This is a genomic window from Psychrobacter sp. KH172YL61 (genome assembly GCF_007182895.1).
Lineage (GTDB): Bacteria > Pseudomonadota > Gammaproteobacteria > Pseudomonadales > Moraxellaceae > Psychrobacter > Psychrobacter pacificensis.
The window spans coordinates 2,893,958-2,920,871 of the sequence record NZ_AP019516.1; the positions used below are offsets into that span (position 1 = coordinate 2,893,958).

The following is a 26,914-nucleotide window of genomic DNA, read 5'->3' on the forward strand; positions in this document are numbered from 1 at the left end:
CTGGCATAAAAAAAAGCGACTCATTAACTATAGTGAGTCGCTTTTTTATGATGACAAGATGACAGTAGCTAACAATAAATAGCGCTAAGGCTAGGGTTAGGACTTTGGCACACGCAAGCGCATTAGGCCTTCTTGTTGCACGGTGGCAACCAGTTTGCCATCTTGCCAGAACTGCCCATGGTTCAGCCCTTTGCATTGGACGTGGTATCACTCCACATGTCATAGAGCAGCCAATCATTCAAATCAAACTCACGGTGGAAGTGCATAGAGTGGTCAATACTAGCAGCTTGCAATCCGCTGGTCATAAAGCTTACGCCATGTGACATCAGCCCCGTGCCCACCAAGTAAAAAATCAGACGAAAACGCCAAAAGCGCTTGCTGAATCGCCACCGGCTGATTGCCTAGCTCGCGAATACGTAGCCAGTTGGCTTGCTTAGGTTTCATTGGTTCTGGATTGATCGGATTGCGCGGTTTGACAGGCTTTATCTCGACATGACGGCGGCGCATAAACCGTGCCTTGAGCGCATCTGGTACTTTGCCCACGTACTCTTCTTTTAAATCTTGCTCGGTCAATAGATCTTCTGGCGGTGGATAAACAGGCATGTCTTCTTGATACGCAAGGCCATCCTCCATGGGAGAAAACGACGCAATCATCGAAAATATCACTTGCTCAATAGGCGCTTTACCGCGTACTTCTTTGTACTGAATAGCCGTCACTTCACGGGCAGATAGACTGCGACCATCACGTAGACGGCGCACTTGATAGATCACTGGTTGATTGATATCACCGCCACGCAAAAAATACCCATGCAAAGAGTGACAAGGCTTGTCTTGATCTAATGTATGCGCTGCTGCCATGATCGCTTGGGCCAGTACTTGCCCGCCAAATATACGACTGCCCACATAATCATGGCTCTTACCCTCAAAGACATCGGGGTAACCTCAATAAGCGCGATTGTAGCCAGCAGCTCATCAATCAGTTGTGAATTATCGGACATGACAATATGTTTCCTTATTTTTATCAAACACGCTCAGCATCCAAAAGTAAGCATCTAACAATCTCGATGCCATATAGCCGCTGCGCTTGAATTTAAAATAATATGAGATCGCTTGCGGAAATACACAAGAGAGACTTTAGAACAAACACACAGCCATAGCTCATCAGGCCATGGCTATCTGTTCATTTTCGATAGAAAAGGTAAATATCTTACCCAATATTGTTGGCTTTGACTAGTTACTGTCAGCTTACTCATAAGTATTGCTTAACGATTTGCGATAAAAAATCGCATCTACTTTACTCGTCCAAGCAATCTCATTCATAAAAAAACGAGATGTCTAACAACATCTCGTTTTTGACAATCATCTAAAAGTTTATGGCTTCACTGCTATCAGTACGCGAATAGAGTCCGGCACTAGCGATAAATTACCAAGCGCTTGCTCTCCTTGAGCCTTGAGCTGCTCTAGGCGCTCAATCTCTTCGGGGCGTACATTTGGATTAATGGTCTGCAAGTGCTTGAGACGTTTGATCTCACGTGACCACTGCTGACTAAAGCGCGCACTTGCTTGTTCACCAATCTCCGCGATTTGCTCACGTGCGATGTCTTCAGCCTCGTAATACCGCTGCTCGATCACATCGCCGCGCACTTTGATCACTTGACGAGCACGGTTTTTGTCCAAGCGTTCCACATGCGGCATGATCATATCAGCACTGATACGAGCGGACAAGTCACTACCCTGCTCACTGATAAAGACACGGATATTTTGCGTGGTCAATGTCGCTGGCAGATTGAGCACTTTTGGTGCGATGGCTTCGATACGGAAGTTTACTTCTAGCAGTACCATCCCTTGCGGCACAGCGGCGCTTTTTAGCATAGCCACTGTCGTATTACCAAAAGTGCTGGTACTGGCAAGCTCATAAATAGCGCGCATCAATGGATGCTCATGCGTAATAAAATCGATATCTTCACGCTGAAGCGCTTGCTCACGCTCAAAAGTCAACGTCATACCATCTTCATCACCAAGCGGCAAGCCATCGATATAGTCGCTGATCTCAGTGCTATCAATCGGTGCGATGACCCACGAGCCATCACGCTGGATATTATGGTCGATATTGGCAGAGGCAAAGAAGCGCTCAATGAAATGCGGCAACAAATTATTGCCATCAAAGTCACGCATGGCATCCGCAATACGTCCAGCGACACGCGGACGACACGAGTTGTACTCTAGCAGACGATCACGGCCCGCTTGTAGCTGCGCCTCTAAGCCCAAACGCGTCTGTAGCGCCTCATCAATGATGTCTTGTAAGATAGCATTGTTATCCGCAGTATCCGCGCCTTCAAGTACAGGCTTGAGCTCTTGGATATACTGCTCTTGCACGCTTTGTGCCGTTGGTGATATTTGGTTAAACATATTCAGCGCATCGTTATACCAATGATACAGACGCTCTTGCGCCGTGCCCTGTACATAAGGCACATGCAGCATGATCTGCTGTGTCTGACCGATACGATCTAGACGACCGATACGCTGCTCCAAAGTATCTGGGTTTGCCGGTAAATCCCAGAGTATCAGTTGGCTTGCAAACTGGAAGTTACGACCTTCAGAGCCAATCTCTGAGCATAATAATATTTGTGCGCCTTCACTATCCGCGAAAAATGCTGCTGCTTGGTCACGCTCAAGCAGGGTCATCTGCTCAGTAAATATAGCGGTTTTGATGCCGGCATGCAGACGCAATACAGCTTCTAAGCTCTCTACTGTCGCGCCACTGCGAGCGATTAGCAGTACTTTTTGCTGCTTAAGCTCACCGCGTAAGATATCAACCAACCAAGAGACGCGTGGATCATCTTCTAGCCAACCACCGTCGGGCTGGTTTTCGCCCCACAGCTGCTCACGCAGTTTGCCCGTGGTTTGGTAGCTATCAACCCATGCGTCAGGCAGGTGCAGTGGATATGGCTGATGGCTTCGTCCATAAAACCCTTTGACACTCTCACGAGTATTGCGAAATAAGATACGGCCGGTACCATGACGGTCCAGTAGCTCGTTAAGGGCATAAGTACGCAAGCGCTCATCGTCATTGATTGCGCCCAGCTCATCCATACTAATGTCTAATAAATGGCTCAAAGCTGCAATTTGCCCATCACTCAGTGGCTTGTCTTCTATCAAGACGCCAGCGACGGCAGCGGTTTCGGCAAAGGCTTCTTGCCCATCAATAAACTCATCCAAATCATCAAAGCGATCAGGATCTATCAGGCGCAAACGGGCAAAGTGACTCTGCGCGCCAAGTTGCTCTGGCGTTGCTGTCAGTAGCATCACCCCAGGCGTCTCTTCAGCAAAGTCAGCAATCAAATCGTATTTGTCATTGCCGCCCTGCTCTTCATCCCAGTGCAAATGGTGCGCTTCGTCGACGACCAATAGATCAAAGCCCGCTTCCATCGCCTGATCGTACAAATCAGGATGATCAAGCAACAAATCCATGCCCGCGATGATGCACTGCTCAGTGGCAAAGACGTTTTGCTCAGGATCATGTTCTTTGATCGCAGCTGTGCGCACCAAATCAAACAATGCAAAATTCAGATTAAAACGACGACGCAGCTCAATCATCCATTGATACTGTAAGCTGTCTGGCACCAAAATCAAAACACGCTCAGCTTTACCCGTTAGTAGCTGCTGATGGATAATCATGCCCGCTTCGATGGTTTTACCAAGACCTACTTCATCAGCGAGCAGGACACGCGGCGCGATACGCTTACCGACTTCGTGTGCGATATAGAGCTGATGCTCGATGATATCGACACGCGCGCCCATCAACCCTTTGAGTGGATGGCCTGCCAATGCTGATTGCATACGCAAGATATCTTGGCGCAGCTCGTACCAATCGCCGCGTTCGATACGACCAGCGAGCAGACGCTCAAGCGGCTTGGCTAGCGTGATATTGGCCGCAAGGCGCGTCTCCATTATTCCTTTAGAAGCAGTGCCGCCCTCGTGCTCATCGACGCTATATTTGAGCACACCCATGACTTCATCGACAGCATTGACTGTATAGCTTTTGCCATCTTGGTCATAGATCGTATCGCCAACCTTAAACACCACGCGCGATAGTGGCGCAGAGTTTTTTGCGTAGACGCGCGTCTCTTCACTTTGTGGAAATAAAATATGCACACATCGATCATCGACATCGATAACCACACCTAAGCCAAGCTCAGACTCCGTATCAGATAAATAACGTTGGCCAACGGCGAATTCAGTACTGTGCAATGAAGCAATAGAGATAGTCATAAGGCGATGTCTTTTGTACTCAGATAATTAAAAATTAGATAGCAATGGTGGCTTGCGATAGCAGTCAGGTTAAAAATGAGGCAAATCGTTAATAGATGCAAACGCAGTGTCATAATGTTAGTGAAACCAATAGCCAAGCCTTACCATTATATAACGTTAGCGGCTAGATGAGTGCGTTAAGTTCAATTTTCAAGAGGCGGCTTATGATACCCATGACTTTATAAGGTCTTTGGGCCCAATCAGGCTCAGTAAATCCGCCCATGATATAAATTACTTTGTTTTTAAACGCTTATCACCACTTAGCCAATATTTAATGGATTCGTTTTTGACTAAAAATGCCAACGTGCTACATTAAGCCGATAACGATTCATTTGACAACTATTTCTATCTATAGGACAACAATAAATAAGGAATCATGATGCAAGCCGTTTTTTTGGATAAAGGCACTTTTTCTGATGGCATTGATTTGCCCGCACCAGCAGGCATAAGCGATTACGTCACTTATAACGATACGCCAAAAGACACGGACCTCATTATTGAGCGCTGTAAAGATGCCGATATTATCATCACTAATAAAGTGCAAATTGGCGCGGAGGTGATCGCTGACCTACCTAAGCTAAAATTGATTCAACTGACCGCCACTGGCATGAATAACGTCGATCAAGCCGCTTGCGATAAACATGGCGTAGCACTTTATAATGTGGCGGGATATGCGGTAAAAAGCGTGCCTGAGCATACCTTTATGCTCATGCTGACTGCGATGCGTGCCGGTATTCATTACCATCAAAAAGTCGCTGATGGCACATGGCTAGCAAACGGGAATTTTTGTCTGCTGGATATTCCGCTGATAGATTTGGAAGACAAGACGCTAGGCATCATTGGTATTGGCACCATTGGCAAGCGCGTGACCGAAATCGCGCGTGCATTTGGTATGACAGTTCTATGGGCGGAGCATCAAGGACGCACGCCGCGCAACGACGATTATACGGCATTTGATGAGGTATTAGCTCGTGCAGATGTCCTCAGTTTGCATTGCCCATTGACTGAAAAAACCGAGCACCTCATTAATAAAGATACCTTGGCAAAATGAGCAAACAACCGCTCATCGTCAATGTCGCTCGTGGCGGCGTCGTTGATAGCCAAGCATTGACTGATGCGATTAACAACGAGCAAATCATCGGTTATGCCAGTGATGTATTTGAACAAGAGCCCATCGCGAACGATGACCCATTACTCAGTCTCAGCGACCATCCACGCGTCATATTTAGCCCGCACAATGCTTGGGGCAGCAAAAGCGCCCAAGAGACCTTGTGGCAGATATTAAGCAAGCAAGTTGCTGACTTTATCAATAATCAGCATCAATAACGACTATCGATCAATTAAAACCTAACGACTGAACCGCAACCAGTCGTCTTTTATTTTGCGGTATTTGAGCATCACACGGTCGCTAAGATAGTTGTTGGTCACGTACCACGGGTAGCGATCGCCTTGCTTCGGCAGTCTATCTTGGGCACGTCTGACATATCCAGACGATAGCGAGCCCATCACCGTATTTGCTTGGGCGTAGGCGGTAGCATTCGCCGCCTGTGCCTGTGGCAGCGCGACTTGGTAGCGGTTTTTGTGCATATAACTCAACAGCCGCACCAAATACTGACACGCCAGATCAATCTTTAGCGTCCATGAGGCGTTAGTGTAGCCAAATAAGGCCGCCAGATTGGGCACGCCTTCGATCATGACTGCCTTATACGTCATGCGCGTGCCGATATCAATGGCCTGCCCGTCGATATATACCGCTGCTCCGCCTAGCATTTGCAGCTTCAATCCGGTTGCTGTGACGATGATATCAGCCTCAAGATGCTCGCCTGATTGCAACATAATACCGGTTTCGGTGAAGTGGTCGATCTGATCGGTGACCACTGCTGCACGCTCACCGTGCAAAGACTTAAATAAGTCACTGTCTGGCACAGCGCATACGCGTTGATCCCACGGATTGTAGTCGGGCATAAAGTGCTCGACATCAACGCCGCTACCTTTTAACTCTTTTGTCACGCCGCCTTTTAGCACAGCTTTCATCAGCTTGGGCGCGTGAGTGGCTAATTTATACAGCCCTTGCTGCCGCAACACGTTGCGCGCTCGCAGTACCGTATAGGCCTGCTCTTTTGATAAAGGTGAAAACTTGCCTGATAGCCAGTCGATAGCATGATCATCGCCCGGTACGCTTGCCACATAAGTGGGTGTCCGCTGTAGCATCGTGACATGACGCGCACACTGCTCGCTGCTGTCATCTACCAATGCCGGCAATAGCGTCATTGCAGTGGCACCGCTGCCAATAATGACCACTTTTTGTCATTATAGTCTAAATCATCCCAATGCTGCGGATGGACAATACGACCGCGGAAATCTTCTTCTCCCGCAAAATGAGGTCGATAGCCTTGCTCATAGTCGTAGTAGCCCGTAGCACCGACGATAAACTTTGCCGTCTTAACGAACACTTCTCCGCTGGTATGGTTTTTTATGGTTGCTGTCCATAACTGATCCATACTCGACCATGATATTTGCTGAACTTCATGCTCATAGCGAATATGCTCAGTAATACCAAACTCGCGCGCCGTATCAGCGATATAACGCTTGATATCGCCACCTGCTGCCAGCATTCTATAATCTAGCCACGGTCTAAAATTATAGCCAAAGGTTAAGGCATCAGAGTCCGAGCGGATACCAGGATAGGTAAATAAATCCCACGTCCCGCCCAAATCAGCCCGCTTTTTCTAATACGACAAAACGCTGCGTTTTTGTCTGTTTTTGTTTTTTGCACCTTTATGACCAAATAAATTTTTATGCGCTAGTTGCTGTAAGCGGCAGGCCATACCGATACCCGCAATGCCCGCACCAATAATCAGCACTTCATAATCAGCAGGCTTACCCCTTTGCGACTGTCTACGTGCGAGGCGACTTTTAATCGCCTGTTTGGTAGTAGCGATATCAAGCATATTCTCATCCTTGTGTTTACATGATCAGCGATAGCCTTAGTGCTTCTATTAATCGCGCGCTTCGACTTCATATTCAGGCAGCTAATGCATCAAAATGGGCATGGACTTTCCCAGTCCATCCAAGCACCCAATACTGGATGCTTTAAGCGCAATTGCTGCGCATGTAGATTTAGCCTTGGCGCAATCTTGAGTGCCGCGCCTTCAGCATATATCGGGTCGCCAATCATCACATGACCTGCATGCACCATATGCACGCGTAGTTGATGGCTGCGACCCGTAACGGGTTTAAGCATCACTCGGGTAACTGGTTGACCATCACACATTTCGTGCGCTATGACTTCATACAGTGTTAAAGCATGCTTTGACCAGTCATGATCAACGATATGACGCGGCTTGGTCGTCGGCTCATAGCGTACTGGCACCGATATCTCACCCGCTGCGCCCACCTGCTCCCATTCCCCAAAAACTCGTGCTTGGTATTTTTTCTGCGGTAAGCGTTCAATAAACTGTTTACTGATATTGGTTTGGGCGTCGGCATTTTTTGCGAAAATAATCAGACCTGACGTGTCCATATCCAATCGATGAATCAGTTTTACCGCTGGATTAGCACGCTCAAGCCGGGCAAGCAGGCTTACCTTGAGGGTCTTGCCATCGACGCTTAACAGCCCTGCCGGTTTATCCACTACCCAAATATCATCGTCTTCGTAGACCGTAATTTTTTGCGCAAATTGTTTGAAAAACTCAAGTGGATAGGCATTTTCTTGCGCGTTGAGAGCGTCGACTTCTTCATCAGTAAAAGGCATAAACTTAACTACTTATATAAATTAAACGTAATATGGGGCTTTGGCGGCTGTTATTTTGGCACAGTAGCGCCCTATTTATTGAGAGTAAAAGTGGGATGATTCAATGTAAAAACAGACGGCTAAAAGTGCTCAAAAGTATGTTTTAGCAAAGCAATGATCACACGTAACAGAGAAAACCCAACCTGTGTCATTCTGTTTTGATTTATTGTGCTAATCGTAATTGTTGAACAATTTAACCAGCCTGAATCTGTCAAGACTGAGCAAACATGTTAATATAATGGCACATTTTCACCACTTCTAAACGATTCTTTGACCACTGACCCACTTATTATTAGATAAATATGACAGCTGGTGTGTGGTGACAGAATAAATAAAACAAGAGAGATAAAATTATGTCAGACCTTATTGTTAATACTACCGACACAAACTTTGACCAAGACGTTCTAGAATCAGATCTTCCTGTATTGGTAGATTTTTGGGCAACTTGGTGTGGTCCTTGTAAAGCGATTGCGCCTATTTTAGAAGATTTAGCGACTGAGTACCAAGGTAAAGTTAAGATCGTTAAAGTTGACGTGGATAACAACCCACAAGCAGCGAGCCGTTTTGGTATCCGCAACATCCCAACTTTATTTGTCTTCAAAGACGGCGAAAAAGTAGATTCAGTGATGGGTCTACAGCCAAAAGCTGAATTGGCCAAAGTATTGGACAAGCATTTATAAGTTGAATGTTATCATTTCAAAGTTTTTTGAATCAATGAGCTAAATCGATAAAGAAGGCCATTATCTGATAACGATAATGGCTTTTTTGCTTTGTTTTTGTGCAAAAACTTGATTATACGAATTTTTGGCAAAATTTATTGACAACGCTATTGTGAAGACCGTATAGTCTGCTGACAAGAGAAAACCATCTGTTTTCCTAGTATCTTGTCGCTATTCTCCTCGTGTTTATCAACAAAAACACAATCGTCATTATAAACACCATTGCTAAACGAAATGACTAAACGCAATGACTGATATTGAGTTTTTGACGCAGACTCTTATGTAGCCTTTTTATTCCTAATTCTTATGACCTTGCATCCAGCGATAGCAATGCGTCTATAAGCAGACATGCAATACCAACACTACATAAGCCATTGCGCTGTACAAATACCTTCTATCATCATATTACTGTCGTTTTACTCATTGTCGTGACTTGTGCTGCTAATGGCATCTCTCATCTGATCAATTGCTAATGACCTATCTATGAATCTAACTGAATTAAAGAAAAAATCAATCTCTGAGCTGTTGGCTATTGCCAAGGAAATGGGTCTTGATAACATGGCGCGTAGCCGTAAACAAGACATTATCTTTGCTATCTTAAAAACCCATGCCCGCAACGGTGAGGCCATCTATGGTGACGGTGTGCTTGAGGTTCTTCCTGATGGTTTTGGCTTTTTACGCTCATCAGAAGGCTCTTATCTAGCAGGTCCTGATGACATCTATGTCAGCCCTAGTCAAATTCGCCGCTTCAGCTTAAAAACGGGCGACAGTATCGCTGGTACGATTCGCCCACCAAAAGATTCTGAGCGTTATTTTGCGCTACTAAAAGTTGGTGAAATCAACTTTGATACGCCAGATCGCTCACGTCATAAGCTGATTTTTGAGAACCTAACACCGCTATTCCCTACTGAGCAGCTAAAGCTTGAGCTTGGTAATGGTACTACTGAAGATCTGACAGGGCGTATCATTGATTTGATCGCACCAATTGGTAAAGGTCAGCGCTCTATTATTGTCGCACCGCCAAAAGCGGGTAAAACGATGTTATTGCAATCTATTGCTCAGTCCATCACTCGCAATAATCCTGAATGCTACTTAATCGTCCTGTTGATTGATGAGCGTCCAGAGGAAGTCACCGAGATGGAGCGTACCGTGCGCGGTGAAGTCGTTGCCTCTACCTTTGATGAGCCACCTCAGCGTCACGTACAGGTGGCTGAGATGGTCATCGAAAAAGCCAAACGTCTGGTCGAGCATAAGCAAGATGTGGTGATTTTATTAGACTCGATCACTCGTCTGGCACGTGCCTATAACACCGTTATACCATCATCAGGCAAAGTATTGACCGGTGGTTTGGATGCCAATGCGCTTGAGCGTCCAAAGCGTTTCTTTGGCGCTGCGCGTAATGTCGAAGAAGGTGGCAGCTTGACGATTATTGCCAGTGCGCTGATTGATACTGGTAGTAAGATGGACAGCGTGATCTTTGAGGAATTCAAAGGAACGGGCAACCAAGAAATCACCCTTGAGCGCGACTTGGCCGAAAAACGTGTCTTCCCTGCAATCAATATCAAAAATCAGGCACACGCCGCGAAGAGCGCTTGTTGGACGAAGATAAACTACGTAAAGTCTGGATTTTACGTAAACTGCTGCAGCCGATGGATGGCGTCCAAGCTACTGAATTCTTGTTAGATCGTCTCAAAGAAGCGAAAACCAATGACGAGTTCTTTGAGCAAATGAAACGCAAATCACAGAACTAATTTACGCATATTTTTCCAAGCATGCCATTGTTTGCTTGATATAAAGACTGCCGTTCGGTGGTCTTTTTTATTTCCGATTGCCAAAATACTCGCCTACCTATTTTTGCGCTAAGTACCTCATATAAGCAAGTACCCGTTTTATGATACAGTGCGGCAACATCAATTACATGTCGTTTGCAAAGTTTAGCGTTTTTACTACGACTAACTATCTGCTAACCCACTATTATGGCAGACAGCAGGAATATATTTGAAAATATCATGGACATTGTTTTTTTAAAGGTATTATATTTCAAACTTGACGAATAAATAGGTGATAATATGAAATTTGCTAAAACGATCGCAATGACAGCAATTACGAGCTCAGCACTCATCATGACTGGTTGTAATTCATATGGTGGTATGAGCAATACCGCTAAAGGCGCAACAGCAGGTGCCGCAGCTGGTGCACTTATCAGAAGTAAAGGCGACAGCAAAGACATCGCTCGTGGCGCATTGGCTGGTGCAGCTATTGGCGGCGCTGGTGGTTATGTGCTTGATAACAACTAAAAACTTCTACACTGATATTTCTTAATAATGCGTTGAGTCATATCAGATAGAAGATAATAAAAAAGCCTGCAATTGATTGCAGGCTTTTTTATATCAACTTTTGCATGGCTATTATTGTACTGACAACCCGTTATTGTTGTACTGATAACCCGTAGGCGGATTTGCAAAAAATAATCTTACTTTTAAAGCGCACCACTAAAGGTATCGCAAGATTGTACATTACCGCTCTCTAAGCCCCGAGTGAACCACTCAACACGCTGTTGACTGGTACCATGCGTAAAGTTATCAGGCGCAACCGCTCTACCACTCGCCTGTGCCAATCGATCATCGCCGATCTGACCGGCAGCATTAATAGCCTCATCAATATCACCCGCTTCTAAAAACTGTACACGCTCTTGGTTACGCTGCGCCCAAACGCCAGCAAAGCAATCTGCCTGCAGCTCTTGTAACACTGACAACTTATTGGATTGTGCTTGGGTCACTTGCCGACGGGCTTCATTGACCTGCTGACTAATACCTAGTAGCGTCTGAACATGATGACCCACCTCATGTGCGATAACATAAGCCTGCGCAAAATCCCCCGCTTTACCTTGGTTTTCCTGAGTCCCAGAGCCTTGCTGATCCCCTGCGATACCCAGATTTTGACGCATCTCCACAAAAAATGATGTGTCTAAATAGACCGTTTGATCACCTGGACAATAAAAGGCCCTGTCGCCGCGCTGGCACTACCGCACGCCGAATTTACTTGACCATTGAACAGAATTAGCGAGGGCTCTTTATAAGTACTACCCGCTTCGTTAAATATCTGATGCCAGACCTCTTCAGTATCCGCCAGCACAACTTTGACAAACTGGGTATCTCGATCTTCACTTATCGCAGGTTCGCTGGAAGTTCCATTACTACCACCACCAGCGATTACCTGACCTGTTTGCAGCGCAGTCATAGGATTTACCCCAAATACCAGCCATAAAATACCTGCGATAATGATACCGCCAATACCACCACCTATCATTTTGCCGCCGCCCGTACTAGAGCGAACATTAGAACTGCCTCGTCTGCCTTGCCATTTCATAGTTTATTCCTCAAATATACGAGATATAATCACTCGTATTGTTCATTATTCATGTTGTACAGTAAGCCGCTCAATACGTTGATTTGATTTTTGGTTTGCTCACTCACAAGCAATTTTTCTTAATATAAATAGCGCTAATTATCATGGCTTATTTGTCCCATATTTACTTGTCCCATATTAATGGCGTACTTGTGCCTCATTAGACGAGACAATCGACTCTAATTTTACTTAACCAAACACCATAAATACGTTAAATTACAACCAAAAGTAGGACTGCATATTGTGCCGTAACAGTCTGATGTCATTGATTATACGTCGATTAATCAGGTTTGTTGTATTAAAAATACTATCGAACAGATGAAGTAAAATATTATTTTAAATATTATTGTTACTTAATTGTACAACCCTATTTCCATTTTCATATAAAACATATAGAATGCGTGGAAGCTGAGTAGCTGTAACTAAGACTAATTGAATTCTGAGAAACCTCGGAATTCGTCCTTTGTTGCTGCTACTGCTCATTTCATTTTTCCGGAGAAAATCTTATGAAACTTAAATTACTTGCTCTAGCTGGTATCATGACTGCAACTATGGGCCTAACTGCCTGTGACAGCAACAAAGAAAACGCTGCTGAAGATCTATCTGACGCGCAAGAAGAAGTGCAAGACGCACAAGAAGAGCTAGCTGAAGGCGCTGCTGACGGTGAAGCTATCCCTGCTGATGCTGACGCTGCTGTTGCTGACGCTGAAGCTGACATCGCTGACGCTCAAGTTGCAACTGCTACTGACGAAATGGACGCTGAAGTTCCTGTAGACGGTACTACTACTAGCGTTGACGTAGCTAGCGAAACTGATACTGCTGCTGTTGACGCTTCTGACGAAGTTGTTGTTGAAGAGCCAGCTCAGTAATTTATTGTTCATACAATAAATAAACGGTAATAAAAAAAGAGAGCCTATGCTCTCTTTTTTTATGCCTGCAATTTATGACAGTTAGTTACTTATAACCATACTTGGTATTTATTGGCTATACAAGCCAATAGTTTTACAAGGCTATAGCGAAAACAAGCAAGCTGTCATACTCAATAACGCATTAAGTATCGAATAAACGCTCATCAACTTTCTGACGAAATTTTTGTCCTGTCTTGAACGTCACCACGCGGCGCGTGGATACGGCGACAGGCTCTCCTGTCTTTGGATTGCGGCCTGGACGGCTGTTTTTGTCTTTAAGCTCAAAGTTGCCAAAGCCTGAAAGCTTGACCTCTTTGCCATCAATCAAACTATCTGACAGCTCATCAAAAAGTTCTCCACCAGACAGCGACCTTCTTGGCGTGTCAGATTTAGATGACTCATTAAGTGCTCAATCATGTCAGATTTGGTTAAGGTGCTCACAGTACGACTCCTATACTATGTCGTGATGTCGAATATCATGGTTTAGCGGTATGAGGGTTAAGTCTAATTATTATAAAGGTTTTTTGAGTAGTTTTTAATAAACTATACATTAAAATCCTTTATTAATAATGACTTAACTTATTTTACAAATAAAAGGGTTATAAATAATAGTTTTTACGAATAGCAATGCTCCATAGCCTCATAACTGAAGAGGCTATAGAGCATTGGGTCTTTAAAAGACTAAATATTAGCTGTCACGTAACTGGACTGCGTGTTGATCCGTTAATGCCTGTACAACCTTATCAGTGGCAGTTTTTACAGCTTCATCCGATAGGGTTTGTGTAGCATCTTGCCATACAAGTGCAAACGCCAATGAGCGCTGACCAGTCGGTACTTTATCGCCTTGATACACATCAAATAGCCACAGATCAGTCAACAAATCACCTGCCGCAGCTCGTACCGTTGACTCTAAAGTCTGCAAACTGATATCGCTGTCTACTAAAATAGCAATATCACGGCGCACTTGTGGGAACTTGCTAGGCGTCGTAATCGAATGCTGCTCACGAGCAAGCGTCAATAGCGGTGCCAGTGACAATTGGGCAACCCATGTCGTTGGCAGATCCAACTGCTTAGCAGTATTTGGATGTAGCTGACCCAACCAACCAACATAGATATCATCGATATATAACTCAGCGCTTTGTCCTGGATGCAGGAAGCTCAGCGCACTACGCTCATAGCGAATACGGGCGCTATCGATCTGCGCTGGTAATAACTGTTCAATATCATGTTTGAGATCATAAAAATCTAAGACGCTGTTTTGATAAGCCTGCTCACTCCATACATCACCCACTGCGACCAATGCAATGCTTGGGGTTTGCACCAAATCACTGATACTTTGTCCAACAAAGCTAAGACCCGTCTCAAAGAAACGTACGCGTGGCTGCTGACGATTCAAGTTATATTGCACGCAAGGCAGTAAACTTGACAGCAAGGTACGACGCATGACCGCCAAATCACTAGAGATAGGGTTTGCCAGTGCCAACACCTCCCCTAGCGCTTCATCATCAAGCAATGCTTCTAATTTTGCACCACTAAAGCTAAAGCTGATGGCTTCCATATAACCGTTATCAACCAGTGCTAGCTTCATCCCATGAGTCAAATCTGCAGTATCGTCATAATCCATGCTGACTTGCAAATATGGCAATACGCTTGGAATATTGTCATAGCCATAGATACGGGCAATTTCTTCGATGAGATCCTCGCGGATACTCATATCAAAACGGTAAGACGGCGGCTTACAAATCAATGCGTCGTTTTGCTGCTCTACCTCAAAACCTAATTGAGTTAAGATACGCACCATCTCTGATGGCTCGATATCAATACCAATAACATCACGTACTTTCGCGATTGGCAATGTGATCGGTTCGCGTGCTGGCAGATGCTCAAGGTTTTCGGCCGTGACTATTTGTCCTGCTTCGCCGCCCGTGATGCTTGTGATCAAGTCACAAGCTCGTGCCAAGGCAAGTTTCGGCAATTCAAAATCGACCCCACGCTCAAAACGCTGTGATGCATCCGTATGCAATCCAAAACGGCGTGCGCGCGCAGCGATAGCCAGTTGATTAAAGAAAGCGCTTTCTACCACGATATTGGTCGTACTATCGGTGACACTGCTACGCTGACCACCCATAATGCCAGCCAGTGCCAAGGCACCTTTGTCATCAGCAATCACAAGCTCATCACCGGTTAGCGTAACCGTTTGCTCGTTGAGCAAAGTAATGAGTTTCATCAGGCTGTGCCAAACGCACAACAATATCACCTTCGATGGTATCGGCATCAAAAGCGTGTAGCGGTTGACCCAGCTCCAAGAGCACATAGTTGGTCACATCGACCAAGAAGTTGTGTGAACGTAGTCCTGACTGTACCAATGCATCTTGCATCCATTTTGGTGTCTCAATGCTACGATCAATATTGCTAATCGATTGCAACAGATAGCGAGGGCACGCCTCTACCGCATCAACAGTGACAGCGGGCGTTGCACCATTATCAGAAGCGACGACATTGTCAGGAATCTCTGGCAACTGTAAAGGCAAGTCATTGATGACTGAAATCTCGCGAGCGATACCGCGAACGCTAAAGCAATCACCACGGTTTGGGGTGATAGAGATATCTAATATCTGATTATCTAGACCTAAATACTCACGGATATCGGTACCAACTGGTGCATCTTCAGGCAACTCAAGCAGTCCATCTATATCATCTACCAAGTCAATTTCAGAGGCGCCGCATAGCATGCCGTTTGAGGCAACACCGCGTAGCTTGCTTTTCTTAATCTTAAAACCTTTTGCGTCATCGCTTGGTAGTATCGCACCAACGGTAGCAACCGGTGCTTTCATACCGACGGTCACATTAGGTGCGCCGCAGACAATTTGCAGCGGCTCAGCGTCGCCAATATTTACCTGCGTGACACGCAGTTTGTCTGCATCTGGATGCGGCTCAACGCTGATAACTTCACCGATGACCACACCGCTAAATGCACGGGCAACTGCGTAACGGTCATCAATTTCAAGCCCTGCCATGGTCAGCTGTTCAGCCAACTGTTCGCTGGTATTTTTGGGGTTTACCCATTGACGTAGCCACTGTTCGCTAATTTTCATAAATATCTCGGATCAGAATTTTATAATAAAGATGTTGGAGTAAAGCTTGGCAAATTAACTTGTTGTATTAACAAGGAGCACTTTTATATCAACAAAAGCACGTTAGCCAAATTGCTTTAAGAAGCGCACGTCATTTTGGAAAAACAAACGTAAGTCATCAATACCGTAATACAACATCGCAAAGCGCTCGATACCCATACCAAATGCAAAGCCTGTGTATTTATCGCTGTCAATACCGCAATTGGTCAATACTTGTGGATGTACCATACCGCAGCCCATCACTTCAAAGCCACTTGCCGTTATCATCTAAGATATCTACTTCTGCAGACGGCTCAGTGAATGGGAAAAATGAAGGACGGAAACGCACGGTCAGCTCTTTGGCAAAAAATGCTTCTAGAAACTCACTAATCAGACCTTTTAGCTCAGCAAAAGTGCTCGACTCTGTGACCATAAGGCCTTCTAGCTGATGGAACATCGGAGAGTGGGTTTGGTCTGAGTCGTTACGATAAACACGGCCTGGGCAAATGATGCGAATCGGTGGCTCGTTCTTTTCCATGGTACGAATCTGCACTGGGCTGGTATGCGTACGCAGTAGATAATGCGCATCGAAATAGAATGTATCATGCATCGCGCGCGCAGGATGGTGCGACGGGATATTCAACGCTTCAAAGTTATAGTAATCGCTCTCAACTTCAGGGCCGGTGGCAACATTGAAGCCCGCTTGAATAAAGTACTGCTGCATACGCTGAGTAATCATCGTCACGGGATGCAGATGGCCTTTTGACCACCGCGAGCAGGAAGAGTAATATCAATGCTCTCTGCTTCTAGCTTAGCGTTGAGCGCGGCGACTTCTAACTGCTGCTGTTGATCGCTCAGCGCTTGCTGAATGCGGCTACGCACCTCGTGCAACCAGCCACCGTAGGTTTTTTTATCATCAGCATCGAGTTTGCCCATCTGCTTTGACCAGCCAGTCAATGGGCTTTTTTTGCCAGTCAATTGCACACGCAAGTCTTGCAAGGTACGCGCATCAGTTACTTGTAGAATCAAAGCTTCAGCAGCACTCGCAAAGTCGGTAAGCTGAGCTTCATTGAGCTCGTTTAGCTCTGAAGACAAGGTCGGTAGCGCCGACAAGTCGTTGGTAGCAGCAGGGTTAGTCATAAGACGCATTATTCCTGATTTGAACGGACTATTAATTGTAGGGATTTGACCAAATATTGCAAACCATTTATCCCGTTATCTTCATAAAGATAAGTGGTCTAAAAGGCTTGAATATTTAGACAGATAAAGAGCAGGTGCTGGTATCCACTCAGACTAAGTAAATACACCATAATTTAAAATAAAAAAAGCCACCGACCAGCGGTAGCTTTTATTAATATCGTACTATTAATCAATATTAGTTCTATTCGTTTAGACGCTTACTTAGATAAATTTTATATCTACTTAATCTCTAAAGAGTAGTTAATATTTATGCTAGTTCCGCTTTTGCTTTTTCGACCAATGCTGTGAAAGTCGCTGCATCATGCATAGCGATGTCTGCTAGAACGCGACGATCGATTGCGATGTTTGCTTTTTTCAAGCCATTGATAAAGCGGCTATAGCTCAAACCATTTAAGCGTGCACCAGCATTGATACGTGCAATCCAAAGACGACGGAAAGTACGTTTTTTGTTGCGACGGTCACGATAAGCATATTGACCAGCTTTGGTCACTGCCTGTACCGCTACGCGGTAAACACGTGAACGGGCACCGTAGTAGCCTTTGCGCGTTTTAAGATTTTTTTGTGACGGCGATTTGCCTGTACACCACGTTTTACACGGGCCATAATTTACTCCAAGATTTTGTAATCACTGTTAAGCGAGTGATGATGCTGTCAAATAACAAACATCATTGTCAGATTGCAAAGTCAACTATCATTTCATCAGATAGTTTTCAATCAAAGATAGATGACAGTAGGCTATTAGATGTATGGGCACATACGACGAATGGCTGCTTCGTCAGATTTATGTACCAACTTAAGACCACGCAACTGGCGAATACGCTTAGGTGATTTCTTGGTCAAAATATGGCTTTTGAATGCTTGCTTACGTTTAAAGCCATTTGCTGTTTTTTTGAAGCGTTTAGCGGCACCGCTTCTGGTTTTCATCTTAACTTTCATGATGATTTGCCTCTTTTTCTGTTTTAGAACCTGGTCGTCAAATAGTCATACCGAATAATCGCTATATAAATAACCACTAAACCTCTATTTGCCTCGAGGTGGGAGGCGGTATTTTAGCAGATAGTGCCTTGTTTTGCCAAGTAAAGTTTTGGTTAACCTTTACTTGGAAATAAAGACTCGTTAGCCAGCATGAGTAGCGCTACAGCGCATCTCTTAAAAACCCTCATAAAAATGGTCAATTTTCATCCAAATAGATTGAATGTCAGCTGAAGCTGTGCTTAAGTAGATACTTAAGTTACATCATAATATGAGTGTCATGAAAGCACACTCATTTATCAAGTGTATACAGCCTTTTATTTGTTCATCGTTATTATGATTCTGCCAACCTATCGCATGATAAGTAGCATAATTGTTTGCCACCACTTTAGGAGATAGTGTGTCAAAGCAAGAGTTGGTATTTGAGGATTATTTATTTGTTTTTGAGACAGTGATGTGCGTGCGTCATACCGAAATCGACTTGGGACAGCATGTGACCATCGAATCTCTGACTGCCCTTCTGTCCGAAGCGCGACTAAGATTTCTACACGCTAAAGGTATTAAAGGAATCAATTCAGATAACCAGGGCTTAATTATTGATACATTGCAGTTGGTTATTTTGAGTCGTATACGAGTATGCGAAGAGCTTTTGTTTGAAGTCGGTGTTGAGCCAATATATGATAATGGCGGTAGCATCGTGATAAAGATCACACGTATGCACACAGGTGAAGTGGTCGCCAAAGCAAGACAACATTTTAGAAATTATGATTTTAATCTCAATAAAGTGATTAAGCACGATAACACGACCAAAGAGGCTCTATATCCTCATTTATTTAGGCTGTAAAATAGCGAGTCAATATCACCTTTCTCATTTTAATGCTCGCGCAGCTTTCATATGACATCATATTTCAGAGCATTTTAGACAATCTCCTCGCTCTAATCATAACTCGCTCCAATCATAAGTAGTATAATTACTTATTGATATTTTTACTCTTTCTAACTATAAGACGATACATACATTATGACTCTACCTGCTTGGCTGACTGCCATAACTTTTAATGCTGATGGTTTGATTCCTGCAATTGCTCAAGATCACAAGTCAGGCCGTATTTTGATGATGGCTTGGATGAATGCAGACGCATTACAGCTCACCGTACAAACGCAGACCGCGGTTTATTTTTCGCGTTCACGTGGCAAATTGTGGCACAAAGGCGAATCATCAGGTCATACGCAAACCGTCCACGATATTCGTCTAGACTGTGACGCAGACGTGATTGTGCTAAGCGTGACTCAAGCGGGCGGTATTGCTTGTCATACAGGCCGTGAGTCTTGTTTTTATCAGCGTTTAGATCTATCAGGCCAAACACCTGAATGGCAGACAGTCGATAAAGTATTGAAAGACCCTGCGGAGATTTATCATTCTGACAAATCTGCTAGCACCAATGCTGAAAACGAAAATGCTAGCGCGACCATCGACTCTAATAACACTCAAGCGCAAGTCGATAAAGGCTCTGTGCTACAACAGCTCGATCAGGTATTGGCAGAGCGCAAACAAGCCGATGCCAACAGCTCTTATGTCGCCAGCCTATACGCCAAAGGCTTGAATAAAATATTAGAAAAAGTCGGTGAAGAGAGTACAGAGAGCATCATTGCTGCCAAAGATTTTGCTCACTGTGATGAAAATAAAGACAAAGCTGCTTTTGAGGCGGCGCGCCACGAGCTGATCTATGAAGTGGCAGATGTCTGGTTCCATACTTTAGTCGGACTGGCATGGTTTGACATAGAATCAGACGCTGTACTAAATGAGCTAGGTAGACGGTTTGGCTTATCAGGTATCGACGAAAAAGCGGCTAGATAGTTATTAAGATACAAAAAAAAGCATCGACCCTGTTTGATTATTGTTGATTTCACCTATTTGTAATAACTGCGGGTTATAATATAGCTCTGTTTTATCTCGCATTATATGTGATGCTTTTTTTGATACATAACTCTTTTATCAATTCAAAGCAGACATATGAAGACTGAAAATCAAATCACAAAACCAGGTCACAAGGATACCATTATGGGTAGTTTTTCTATTACGCATTGGCTGATACTATTGGTCGTCGTCGTTGTCGTGTTTGGCACTGCAAAACTAAAAAACGCTGGCAAAGATTTGGGCAGTGCGGTTAAAGGCTTTAAAGAAGCGGTCAAAGATGAAAATACAGAGCATGCCAAAAAACGCGTGGTGCTTGACCATGATGGCACGGCCCATACCGACGAGCGCCCAACAACCACTAAGGTTGATGACAAGCATAATGTATAGCATCTAGACAGTGACATCGGACCATTATGTTTGATATCGGGTTTTCTGAACTACTTCTCTTTGGCGTAATCGCCCTAATCGTCTTGGGCCCAGAAAAACTGCCACAGGCAGCGCGTACGGCTGGGCAATGGTATGCCAAAATTCGCCGCACCGTCTCCACATTACAGTCTGAAATAGAGGCCGAGCTAGACTTGGCTGAGACACGCCAACAAATGCAAAAAGAGCTGGCCAAAATTCGTCAAACCGAAGCCGATATGAGGGCGTGAGATGGCGGAGATGCGCGGCAATATGAAGGCTTTTGAAAGCTCACAAAACCATTCTATAAAAACCTCGAATGAAGCGGTAGCGAGTGATAGAGATAACAAAGCTGACGGCACAAAAAACCATCAGCAATCACCCACACCAAAAGCATTCGACTACTCTTACGCAACTGACGAGCCCCAAGATACTTTAGAGAAGGGTCAGTTATCAAAGCACGGTAACAGCAATGATGATAGTGATATGGCCGCGCCCGTTACTCAAATCCTTAATACCCGACCGTGGGAAAATATGTGGTTCCGTTTGGGTGCTTACGATAAAGCTCGTCGCCTCCCAATGCCACCTTATCTACCGAACTATAAAGCCGATACCTTACTAAATAGCTCGGTAAGTACGCAGACTTCTGATAATAAGCAGGGGGACTGACTGATGCAACTACTCAAACGCAAGAAAAGCCGCCAAGAAAAACTCACTGATTCAGATATTCCTGCTTTAAATGGCATTAATCAAGACGGTAAAGCAACAACTGATAGCACTCAAAATGAATCATCAGAGGATGTTTTAAGCGCATTGGGCGATATGCCTATCACTGAGCATTTGATTGAGCTACGCCGCCATTTAATTAAAATATGCGTGGCTGTTTTGATCATATTTTTGGGATTGGTCGGTTACTCACGTGAGCTGTATAACTTTTTATCAGATCCGTTGGTGGCACAGTTGCCTGCCAATTCGACCATGATTGCCACAGATATCACCTCGAACTTTATGGCACCGATACGTTTGACGGTTTTTGTTGCTGCCTTTTTGGCGATGCCTTATATCCTTTATCAAATTTGGTCATTTGTTGCGCCAGGTTTATATAAAAAAGAAAAAAGAATCGCTATCCCAGTGCTGCTGTCTTCTATATTTTTGTTTTATGCAGGTGTGGCGTTTTCTTATTTTATTGTGCTCAAAGGCGTCTTAAAGTTTTTTATTCTATTTGCCCCACAAAACGTACTACCGATGACCGATATCGACAGTTATCTGAGTTTTGCTTTAAAGCTATTTATGGTGTTTGGCTTGACCTTTGAGATTCCAGTTGTGACCTTGCTATTGATATTGGCAGGGATTGTCTCCATTCAGAGTCTAGAGGAAAAGCGTCGTTATATCATTGTGGGCTGTTTTGCTGTGGCTGCCGTGGTCACGCCGCCTGACGGGGTATCGATGCTGATGCTAGCAATCCCGATGTGGTTACTGTTTGAGCTTGGGTTATTTTTGGCTAAAATCTTGATCAAAGAAGAACCTAGCACTGACCTGATATCAACAGTCAAAGAATAAAGCATTTACCCGTCTGACTTATCTTGTTTTCTTCTTGCCCCACGCGTAAGCTTAGTGCTTATTGTCACGATTGAGTACCACCATCTATGAGCCATTGTTTATCCAGTGGCTTTTTTTGCCCCCTGTGTTTTTAATCACTTCTTGTATTTAGGTAGCTTTATTATGTCCGCATCGATGCCAGCTTATATGAGCGATCCCACTGATGAGCAGCTCGCCGCGCTGAATATGGCGATGGACCAAAAATCATTTAAAGTGGTGGCGTACGCAGGCGCTGGTAAGACCACGACACTCAAGCTAATCGGTGAGCGCTTGCGAGGTCGCGGACTGTATCTGGCCTTTAACAAAGCGATTGCCAATGATGCTCGTTCCAAGTTTCCACCGCATGTAGAATGCCGCACTTTTCACTCGCTGGCCTACCGTCATGTCGCGCGTGATATTACCGCCAAGCTATCTCTACCGCGATTTTCACCTAAGCGTCTGGGTGATGATTTGGGCTTGCAACCTGTGCAAGTCCGTCGGCAAATGGATGGGGTTAATAAATACATTACGCTGACACCAGCACGGTTGTCTCGATTCGTCAGTGACGCAGTGAGTAATTTTTGTAGTACACATGCCAGCTACCCTGCGCCAAGGCACATACTGTTTCCAAGCTGGCTCGATGATTCAGACGCCGAGCAATTACGCGAGATTCTCTACCCTGCCGTTGAGCAGCGCTGGCTACAGTCGATCGATGCGCGTCATCCTGCGGGCATAGGGCATGATATTTATCTCAAACTGTGGGCATTGTCCAAGCCGAGCATCCCTGCGGACTTTATTTTGTTTGACGAGGCGCAAGATGCTGATCCATTAATGATGGGTATCTTGACCCAGCAATCAAGACAAGTCATCTATGTGGGCGATGCGCACCAGCAGATTTATGAATGGCGCGGCGCTGTGAATGCAATGAAAAAACTGCCATTGCCACAGACGTTATTAACGCAATCCTTTCGCTTTGGTGAGCCGATTGCAGAAGTGGCCAATACTTTACTAAAAGCGCTGCAAGAAGATGTACCGCTAAAGGGCAATCCAAACAAACAGTCTTCTACTGATAAAGGTATGGTACACAGTAAAAAGACGCCATTTTATGCCGGACCAATGCTGCGGCGATGTCGCAATTGTTGACAGGGTTAAAGCACGGGCACCGTGTAGCGCTACAAGCAGATACTGATCGCATGCTCAAATTCTGTCAAGCAGCAGAAAACTTAAAAAATGGTAAATCGGCTTATGGTGTACCCGAGCTGGCTTATTTTTATAATTGGGGCGATGTACAAGAGTATGCTGAAACCAACGAGGGTAGCGATCTCAAAACACTAGTCAAACTGGTCGATGATCATGGGACTAATGTATTAAGCCAAGCGGTCAATAGTCTCACTAGTATCGAAAATGCGGATTACGTCATCTCTACCGCGCACAAAGCCAAAGGGCTTGAATGGGGAAAGTACAACTAGATGATGATTTTTACTACGATGTGACGACCAATGCGGTCAAGATAACTCCAGAAGAGCTGCGCTTGCTTTATGTCGCTTGTACGCGGGCGCAGAGTAATCTAGATATTCATAATATCAAAGACTTGATCTCTGGATTACAGACAGGGAAGAAGGTGATTTTTGGGTCTTAACGTCGTTTTGGTTTTTAGATATTCTGTTGCCATACATCTAATTTACCTTTTGTATATAAGTCAGAGTCATCAGCATAGATTCCGTTCACCAGTTCATTTAAAGTCACTTGATTTAGCTCGCATCTAAAAGGCAGTTTTTTGTGCGACTGGCTAACGGCAGAAATTCTGATTTATCCTGCTTGCTCATCGAACCATGCATAAAATAGCATTTCTGAAACACCACTTTTTCTATGATATAAATTAGCGCATTCACCAATAAACTCTATGACAGAATCTTCGCTCCACTCTACAAGTAGATCTTGGTTAACGCCAAAGCTAACTATGTTTTGCGCTGCTTCCTGATGAATATCTTCAGCACATATCACTACCATCTCTTCTAGCTCTACTAACCACCTTCTAAACGTATTGTGCATATCTTATCCCAAGTAGCTAATATATTTTTAAAGTAGAGTATTTACTGTAGTAATTTTTGGTGTACTAGAGGATAGTATGCTAATACAGTCGTCTGTTCCGATTACTAGATACTCTGTTAATAGGTCTTTTCAACATAACCTGTTACAAATCCTTCTCGCTGTTTTTCTAAGTCGAACCAACCTCCATCGCTAACCTCCCATAGCCAACCGTTCGGACAATCATCATTCCAAAATTCAACAAGGTTTCCATTATCTAATACTCTAAATCCAATAATATCAGTGAAATCGACGTACACCATTTGCCGTATTTCTTCAGTTGAAAAGAATAAAGACACTCTTAATAACCATGAATCATAACTTATATGATTAATTAACGGTACAACACTATAAAGCGGAATACTTTTGACTGACTCTACTCGTATTTCAGACATAATAAAGTCCTGTTTTAATTTATTAAGGACTATAATACTAGAATGAAATTATTTTACATTTATTAAAAACAGTCCTTTGAATATATGCCTCTATCAGAAAACCTATTTGCCAATCCCGTCCGCCTCCTCGCCCCCATGGAGGGCTTGACTGACCCACTAATGCGCCAAATCTTAACGCAAATTGCAGCAGACTTAGGTCGTCCCTATGATTGGTCAGTCAGTGAGTTTATTCGTATCACCCAGCATGTCTTGCCGGCCCATGTGTTTTATAAATACGTGCCTGAGCTGCATCACGATGCCAAAACGGCTTCTGGTACGCCCATTCATGTGCAGCTTTTGGGTAGCGACGCGCAGCTGATGGCAGAAAATGCTGCTTATGCTGTCGAGCTTGGTGCGCCTGCCATTGATATCAACTTTGGCTGTCCTGCAAAAACGGTCAATAGCCATCGTGGTGGTTCTGTATTGTTAGATGAACCTGAAACCATGTATCAGATTATCAGTGCCGTACGTCAAGCCGTTCCCACTGACATACCAGTATCAGCTAAGATTCGTCTAGGCTATACCGATACTAGCCGAATGGATGACATTCGCGGCGCGATTGCTGCTAGTGGCGCTGATTGGCTCACTATCCATGCACGCACCAAAACCCAAGGTTATAAGCCGCCTGCCTATTGGGACAAAAATCCAAAGTTTTAATGCACTTGATATTCCTGTGATTGCCAATGGCGAGATATGGAGCGCAGCGCAAGCAAATGACTGTATGATGCAAGCAGGCACGTCACATCTCATGTTAGGTCGCGGCGCAGTCACACGACCTGATTTGGTTGCGCAAGTCGATAACTATACTGAAAATCATGATGACAGCGGAAAAACACGGCAACCTTGCTATGGCAAGATTTGATCGCCCATCAAGTTAAGTTTTTGGAAGGTGAGGCAAAGAATGATGTGGTATTGGTTGGGCGTTATAAACAGTGGTTAGGGATGCTCACCAAAGGCTATGCTGAGGCGCAAACAGTGTGGGAAAGTATCAAGCGAGAGAAAAACAAAGCGGTGATTATCAATGCACTACAAGCAAGCGTACAATAATAATCACCTGATCATATGTGGTCTACTTGGTAAATATAGACGGGTAACGCTATACACTGACTCGTATCGCCAGATAAAACAGCATCAGATAGCATGCCATGGATAGCACCCAGAGAATAGAGCGAAACGTCGATAAGTTGGTGATATAAGCGGTGCAATAACCAATTCGAATGATCACATACAGCCATGCCAACACATTAATGATCGATTGTGGTACAAAGAACAGCATGGCCACCAACACGGCCGCCAAAAACACTGGCAGAGTTTCATAGCTATTTTGCTGCGCAGCATTGGCACGTGCAGCCATTCCAGTTGTGTGCTGAAAAAAATCGCGAGGATGTGCATTATTTCTGACCCTAAAGCCGCCAGATACTTTTGCCACTATTGATACCGCCCATGGCAGTAAGCTCGCTACCACCATTGCCCAGATGGCAGACGCCACTTTATCAGAAACCAAGTCAAAAAATGCACTGATCATCGTATAAATCCTTAGCCTGCAATCACTTCAAAATCATGGGTAATATTGACCCCACCTGCGACCAGCATGCGACTGGCTGAGCAGTACTTCTCTGCTGATAGATGAATGGCCTTTTCGACCTGTTTGTCTTTGATGTCTTGACCTGTGACTACAAAATGCAGATGAATATCGGTATAAACAGCTGGTACGGTTTCGGCGCGCTTGGCGGTCAGCTCACAGCGTACATCCGTGACATCTTGACGCGACTTTTGGAGGATTGACACCACATCGTAGCTCGCACAACCGCCCAGCCCTAGTAAGACTAGCTCCATTGGGCTTGAGCCTTTTTCTTTGTCCGCATCGATTTGTACGTTATGTCCTGATGGTGACACGCCCATAAAGGCTTTGTTCTCTTGCCATGTAACGCTTGCTTTTGATTCTGACATTGTAAATGTTCCTTACTGTAATTGGCATAAGCCTATTTTTATTGTTTGAAATATATGCAGCTTGGCTAGTGTAGCATAAGCCAAAGCAAGATTTGATAAAGCCATTGTTTGGCTATCGTG

General features: G+C 44.5%; 17 protein-coding genes and 11 pseudogenes. 12 read left to right on the plus strand and 16 right to left on the minus strand.

Annotation, left to right across the window (positions count from 1 at the left end; translation table 11 throughout):
* Positions 1-96: 96 nt before the first annotated feature.
* Both PKHYL_RS15380 and rapA read right to left on the minus strand, forming a co-directional pair.
* A pseudogene (locus tag PKHYL_RS15380) lies at positions 97-998 on the minus strand (acyl-CoA thioesterase).
* A gap of 373 nt (positions 999-1,371) precedes the next feature.
* Positions 1,372-4,272, minus strand: coding sequence for an RNA polymerase-associated protein RapA (gene rapA / locus PKHYL_RS15385; protein ID WP_240365542.1), 2,901 nt, complete (start codon positions 4,270-4,272; stop codon positions 1,372-1,374).
* 418 nt (positions 4,273-4,690) lie between these two features.
* Between rapA and PKHYL_RS15390 the strand changes: the two are divergent.
* Positions 4,691-5,637: pseudogene (locus PKHYL_RS15390) on the plus strand (NAD(P)-dependent oxidoreductase).
* Between the two features lie 21 nt (positions 5,638-5,658).
* On the opposite strand, the gene PKHYL_RS15395 reads toward PKHYL_RS15390, so the two are convergent.
* The 4 genes from PKHYL_RS15395 to PKHYL_RS15410 all read right to left on the minus strand — a co-directional run bounded on the left by PKHYL_RS15395 (position 5,659) and on the right by PKHYL_RS15410 (position 8,065).
* Positions 5,659-6,612 (minus strand): NAD(P)/FAD-dependent oxidoreductase, encoded by a 954-nt coding sequence (locus tag PKHYL_RS15395; RefSeq protein ID WP_240365543.1) that lies wholly within the window; start codon positions 6,610-6,612, stop codon positions 5,659-5,661.
* Entirely contained in the window at positions 6,579-7,025 is a 447-nt protein-coding gene (locus PKHYL_RS15400) for an NAD(P)/FAD-dependent oxidoreductase (protein ID WP_240365544.1), read from the minus strand. The genes PKHYL_RS15395 and PKHYL_RS15400 overlap by 34 nt, the downstream gene beginning before the upstream one ends.
* Positions 7,026-7,040: 15 nt before the next feature.
* Complete coding sequence (locus tag PKHYL_RS15405) at positions 7,041-7,262, minus strand: hypothetical protein (protein ID WP_240365545.1); 222 nt, start codon at positions 7,260-7,262, stop codon at positions 7,041-7,043.
* An 89-nt stretch (positions 7,263-7,351) separates the two neighbouring features.
* Positions 7,352-8,065 carry an RluA family pseudouridine synthase gene (locus PKHYL_RS15410; RefSeq protein WP_240365546.1) on the minus strand — a complete coding sequence of 238 codons (714 nt, stop codon included), beginning with the start codon at positions 8,063-8,065 and terminating at the stop codon, positions 7,352-7,354.
* A gap of 392 nt (positions 8,066-8,457) precedes the next feature.
* On the opposite strand from PKHYL_RS15410, the gene trxA reads away from it, so the two are divergent.
* From trxA to PKHYL_RS15425, 3 genes and pseudogenes are all read left to right on the plus strand, one after another.
* The gene (gene trxA, locus PKHYL_RS15415; protein WP_058023544.1) at positions 8,458-8,784 is read left to right on the plus strand and encodes a thioredoxin; all 327 of its coding nucleotides are present in this window, start codon (positions 8,458-8,460) and stop codon (positions 8,782-8,784) included.
* 522 nt (positions 8,785-9,306) lie between these two features.
* Positions 9,307-10,574 (plus strand): annotated as a pseudogene (rho, locus tag PKHYL_RS15420) (transcription termination factor Rho).
* 318 nt (positions 10,575-10,892) lie between these two features.
* Positions 10,893-11,120, plus strand: coding sequence for a glycine zipper 2TM domain-containing protein (locus PKHYL_RS15425; RefSeq protein ID WP_058023542.1), 228 nt, complete (start codon positions 10,893-10,895; stop codon positions 11,118-11,120).
* Positions 11,121-11,302: 182 nt separating this feature from the next.
* On the opposite strand, the pseudogene ypfJ reads toward PKHYL_RS15425, so the two are convergent.
* A pseudogene (ypfJ, locus tag PKHYL_RS15430) lies at positions 11,303-12,192 on the minus strand (KPN_02809 family neutral zinc metallopeptidase).
* 545 nt (positions 12,193-12,737) lie between these two features.
* Here ypfJ and PKHYL_RS15435 point away from each other — a divergent pair.
* Positions 12,738-13,100: a hypothetical protein gene (locus PKHYL_RS15435; RefSeq protein ID WP_071002831.1), complete on the plus strand. Its 363-nt coding sequence runs from the start codon at positions 12,738-12,740 to the stop codon at positions 13,098-13,100.
* A gap of 181 nt (positions 13,101-13,281) precedes the next feature.
* Here the strand turns inward: PKHYL_RS15435 and PKHYL_RS15440 are convergent.
* From PKHYL_RS15440 to rpmI, 5 genes and pseudogenes are all read right to left on the minus strand, one after another.
* Positions 13,282-13,580 (minus strand): annotated as a pseudogene (locus tag PKHYL_RS15440) (integration host factor subunit alpha).
* A gap of 247 nt (positions 13,581-13,827) precedes the next feature.
* Positions 13,828-16,234, minus strand: a pseudogene (gene pheT / locus PKHYL_RS15445) (phenylalanine--tRNA ligase subunit beta).
* 102 nt (positions 16,235-16,336) lie between these two features.
* Positions 16,337-17,392 (minus strand): annotated as a pseudogene (gene pheS, locus PKHYL_RS15450) (phenylalanine--tRNA ligase subunit alpha).
* A gap of 307 nt (positions 17,393-17,699) precedes the next feature.
* Positions 17,700-18,055 (minus strand): annotated as a pseudogene (gene rplT, locus PKHYL_RS15455) (50S ribosomal protein L20).
* Between the two features lie 135 nt (positions 18,056-18,190).
* Positions 18,191-18,388 carry a 50S ribosomal protein L35 gene (rpmI, locus tag PKHYL_RS15460; protein ID WP_058023536.1) on the minus strand — a complete coding sequence of 66 codons (198 nt, stop codon included), beginning with the start codon at positions 18,386-18,388 and terminating at the stop codon, positions 18,191-18,193.
* Between the two features lie 436 nt (positions 18,389-18,824).
* On the opposite strand from rpmI, the gene PKHYL_RS15465 reads away from it, so the two are divergent.
* From PKHYL_RS15465 to PKHYL_RS15495, 6 genes and pseudogenes are all read left to right on the plus strand, one after another.
* Entirely contained in the window at positions 18,825-19,268 is a 444-nt protein-coding gene (locus PKHYL_RS15465; RefSeq protein ID WP_071002828.1) for a thioesterase family protein, read from the plus strand.
* A 177-nt stretch (positions 19,269-19,445) separates the two neighbouring features.
* Positions 19,446-20,282, plus strand: a complete 837-nt coding sequence (hisIE, locus tag PKHYL_RS15470; RefSeq protein ID WP_071002827.1) for a bifunctional phosphoribosyl-AMP cyclohydrolase/phosphoribosyl-ATP diphosphatase HisIE — start codon at positions 19,446-19,448, stop codon at positions 20,280-20,282.
* A gap of 204 nt (positions 20,283-20,486) precedes the next feature.
* Positions 20,487-20,729: a Sec-independent protein translocase subunit TatA gene (gene tatA, locus PKHYL_RS15475; RefSeq protein ID WP_058023534.1), complete on the plus strand. Its 243-nt coding sequence runs from the start codon at positions 20,487-20,489 to the stop codon at positions 20,727-20,729.
* Positions 20,730-20,755: 26 nt separating this feature from the next.
* Positions 20,756-21,413: pseudogene (gene tatB, locus PKHYL_RS18340) on the plus strand (Sec-independent protein translocase protein TatB).
* A gap of 3 nt (positions 21,414-21,416) precedes the next feature.
* Positions 21,417-22,304, plus strand: a complete 888-nt coding sequence (gene tatC / locus PKHYL_RS15490) for a twin-arginine translocase subunit TatC (RefSeq protein WP_071002826.1) — start codon at positions 21,417-21,419, stop codon at positions 22,302-22,304.
* A 162-nt stretch (positions 22,305-22,466) separates the two neighbouring features.
* Positions 22,467-23,961: pseudogene (locus tag PKHYL_RS15495) on the plus strand (UvrD-helicase domain-containing protein).
* 170 nt (positions 23,962-24,131) lie between these two features.
* On the opposite strand, the gene PKHYL_RS15500 reads toward PKHYL_RS15495, so the two are convergent.
* Positions 24,132-24,374 carry a hypothetical protein gene (locus PKHYL_RS15500; RefSeq protein ID WP_093071238.1) on the minus strand — a complete coding sequence of 81 codons (243 nt, stop codon included), beginning with the start codon at positions 24,372-24,374 and terminating at the stop codon, positions 24,132-24,134.
* A 116-nt stretch (positions 24,375-24,490) separates the two neighbouring features.
* Complete coding sequence (locus tag PKHYL_RS15505) at positions 24,491-24,805, minus strand: hypothetical protein (RefSeq protein WP_240365549.1); 315 nt, start codon at positions 24,803-24,805, stop codon at positions 24,491-24,493.
* Between the two features lie 84 nt (positions 24,806-24,889).
* Here PKHYL_RS15505 and PKHYL_RS15510 point away from each other — a divergent pair.
* Positions 24,890-25,891: pseudogene (locus PKHYL_RS15510) on the plus strand (tRNA dihydrouridine synthase).
* A gap of 49 nt (positions 25,892-25,940) precedes the next feature.
* Here PKHYL_RS15510 and PKHYL_RS15515 read toward each other — a convergent pair.
* Positions 25,941-26,369, minus strand: a complete 429-nt coding sequence (locus tag PKHYL_RS15515; RefSeq protein ID WP_290127464.1) for an MAPEG family protein — start codon at positions 26,367-26,369, stop codon at positions 25,941-25,943.
* An 11-nt stretch (positions 26,370-26,380) separates the two neighbouring features.
* The gene (locus PKHYL_RS15520; RefSeq protein WP_058023529.1) at positions 26,381-26,794 is read right to left on the minus strand and encodes an OsmC family protein; all 414 of its coding nucleotides are present in this window, start codon (positions 26,792-26,794) and stop codon (positions 26,381-26,383) included.
* Positions 26,795-26,914: the final 120 nt, after the last annotated feature.